This is a genomic window from Asaia sp. SF2.1, assembly GCF_000505765.1.
GTDB lineage: Bacteria > Pseudomonadota > Alphaproteobacteria > Acetobacterales > Acetobacteraceae > Asaia > Asaia bogorensis.
Map to the genome: position 1 here is coordinate 219,376 of NZ_AYXS01000012.1, position 2,397 is coordinate 221,772.

General features: G+C 61.7%; 3 protein-coding genes and 1 pseudogene. 3 read left to right on the plus strand and 1 reads right to left on the minus strand.

From position 1 onward, the window contains the following. Positions 1 to 33: 33 nt before the first annotated feature. Positions 34 to 531: an Hsp20 family protein gene (locus tag P792_RS27350; RefSeq protein WP_023978508.1), complete on the minus strand. Its 498-nt coding sequence runs from the start codon at positions 529 to 531 to the stop codon at positions 34 to 36. A 189-nt stretch (positions 532 to 720) separates the two neighbouring features. Between P792_RS27350 and def the strand changes: the two genes are divergently transcribed. The 3 genes and pseudogenes from def to P792_RS0118845 all read left to right on the plus strand — a co-directional run. After that, complete coding sequence (gene def / locus P792_RS27355) at positions 721 to 1,266, plus strand: peptide deformylase (RefSeq protein ID WP_023978509.1); 546 nt, start codon at positions 721 to 723, stop codon at positions 1,264 to 1,266. A 4-nt stretch (positions 1,267 to 1,270) separates the two neighbouring features. Then, positions 1,271 to 2,197, plus strand: a complete 927-nt coding sequence (gene fmt / locus P792_RS27360; protein ID WP_023978510.1) for a methionyl-tRNA formyltransferase — start codon at positions 1,271 to 1,273, stop codon at positions 2,195 to 2,197. Continuing rightward, positions 2,187 to 2,397, plus strand: a pseudogene (locus P792_RS0118845) (tRNA pseudouridine(38-40) synthase TruA); the annotation flags it as partial. The gene fmt and the pseudogene P792_RS0118845, both read left to right, overlap by 11 nt.

Consider the following 2,397-nt stretch of genomic DNA (forward strand, 5'->3'; position numbering starts at 1 on the left):
TCGCCAGTTGCCCGAATAAGGCCCTGATCGCCCTCAATCGTCGTCAAGATCGCGTATGGCGCGGGTGCGACGGGGTTTGGGCATTTCGATATGGGTGGCACGCGTCACACCCGTCTCGCGACGCCCGGCGCTGATCTCGATGCGCTTGACCCGCACTTCGGGCTGGGGGCGGAACAGATCGATATAGAGCAGACCGTTATCGAGCCAGGCTTCGCCAATCTCGATGTTTTCGGCCAGAACAAACGCCTTCTGGAACTGACGCGCTGCAATGCCACGATGCAGGAACACGCGACCCTGACTGTCATCAGTCTGGCGGCCACGAATGACCAGCTGGTTATCTTCCTGCGTGATGTGCAAATCGTCCATCACGAACCCGGCGACGGCCAGTGTGATGCGCAGGGTGGTCTGGTTCAATTGCTCGATATTATAGGGGGGATAGCCATCAGAGGCTGTTTTTGAGGCCCGTTCGAGCATCTGCTCCAGATGATCGAAACCGAGAAACATGGGTGACGTAAACAGACGGCCTGACATGCAGCCTCCTCCATGAGCGAGACGGTAACAGGATCCAGCCCTTGATTGCGGCGCCGGATCGCTTTCCCGATATGGTCATGTTTGGTGCGTGGTGCAAGCAAGAGCCCCTGAAGGAATTGCCGTTCTTTGAGGTTTATGCCCCGTTTAGAACTGGTTTTCCGGCACCTGACCGATTACATCCGCTCCATCATGACAGCGCTCTCCTTCCTCCCGGACATCGAGTCCATCACGCCTACGCCCATCCTCGTTGCGCCGCAGCCCGTGCTGCGGGCGGTCGCCCGTGAGGTCACGGCTGACGACATGGCTCTCGTCAAGTCCCACCTGCCGGGCATGTTCTCTGCCATGTACAAGGCGCCGGGTATCGGCCTTGCTGCCCCGCAGATCGGTCTGGGCCTGCGTTTTGCGCTTGTCGATGTGGCCGATGAGGGCGAGCGCAACCCGATGGTGCTCATCAACCCCGAAATCATCGAGGAATCCGAGCAGCTCGCTGCCCGCGAGGAAGGCTGCCTCTCCCTGCCCAACCAGTATGCAGAGGTCATCCGCCCCCTGAGCGTGCGGATGCGCTATCGCAATCTCGAGGGTGAAGTGATCGAGATGGAGGCCGATGACCTGCTGGCCACCTGCCTTCAGCACGAAATCGACCATCTCGACGGTATCCTGTTTGTCGACCACCTTTCCAAGCTCAAGCGCAACATGATCATGCGCCGCCTCGCCAAGGAACAGAAAGGCCGCTGAAACCATGCGTCTGGTGTTTATGGGCACGCCTGATTTCTCGGTGCCGGTTCTCAAGGCGCTGATCGCAGCCGGGCATGAGGTCGTGCAGGTCTATACCCAGCCCCCGCGCCCGGCTGGGCGCGGCAAGGCGCTACGTCCCTCACCCGTTCAGAGCGCCGCCGAGGCCGAAGGCATCGCCGTGCGCTCCCCGGTCAGGATCCGGCAGAACGAGGAAGAACTCGCTTTTTTCGAGTCCCTTCAGGCCGATTGCGCCATTGTGGTCGCCTATGGGCTGATCCTGCCCCAGCGTATGCTCGATGCCCCAAAACTGGGCTGTCTTAATATCCACGCGAGCCTGCTGCCGCGCTGGCGGGGCGCCTCGCCCATCCAGTCAGCCATCCTGGCTGGTGATCGCCGCTCGGGCGTGTCCATCATGCAGATGGATGCGGGGCTGGACACCGGGGACGTACTGGCGGAAGCCGCAGTGGAATTGTCCCCCTCCGAAACCGCCTCAACGTTGCATGATCGCCTCAGCTTTCTGGGTGCAGAACTGTTACTCGAGACGCTCCGCCGTCCCTTTGCCCCGGTCCCGCAGCCTGAGCAGGGCGTGACCTACGCCGAGAAACTCACCCGAGAGACAGGCCGCATCAACTGGAACCAGCCTGCGACGATCATAAACCGCCAGATACGCGGTCTGACACCCTGGCCGGGTGCCTTCACCACACAGGACGGGACTGTACTCAAGATCGGTGAGGCAAAGCTTGTCCCGCTCGCTGCTTCAGATGGGGCGGATGTCTCGGCTGGCACAGTTCTGGATGATGCGTTGACGGTACGATGCGGTGACGATGCCCTGCAGATTCTGCGGCTTCAGCGCCCCGGCAAGGCGATGATGAACGCGACCGATTACCTGCGTGGCACCCCCATGCCGAAAGGCACGTGCCTTGGGCAGTGATGAACCGGCCGGCGGTTATCGCCGCTGGGCGCTCAGAATCGAGTATGACGGTACGGGGCTTGTTGGCTGGCAGCGCCAGAACAATGGCGTGTCGGTGCAGGCCCTGCTGGAAGAGGCTGCATCACGCCTCGTCGGGGATGCCCCCGTCATGACGGCCACGGCGGGGCGTACCGATGCGGGGGTGCATGCCTCTTCCATGG

Excerpts from the sequence above, each read along its gene's own strand:
- P792_RS27350 (WP_023978508.1), bottom strand. The coding sequence starts at position 531 with ATGTCAGGCCGTCTGTTTACGTCACCCATGTTTCTCGGTTTCGATCAT.
- def (WP_023978509.1), top strand. The coding sequence starts at position 721 with ATGACAGCGCTCTCCTTCCTCCCGGACATCGAGTCCATCACGCCTACG.
- fmt (WP_023978510.1), top strand. The coding sequence starts at position 1,271 with ATGCGTCTGGTGTTTATGGGCACGCCTGATTTCTCGGTGCCGGTTCTC.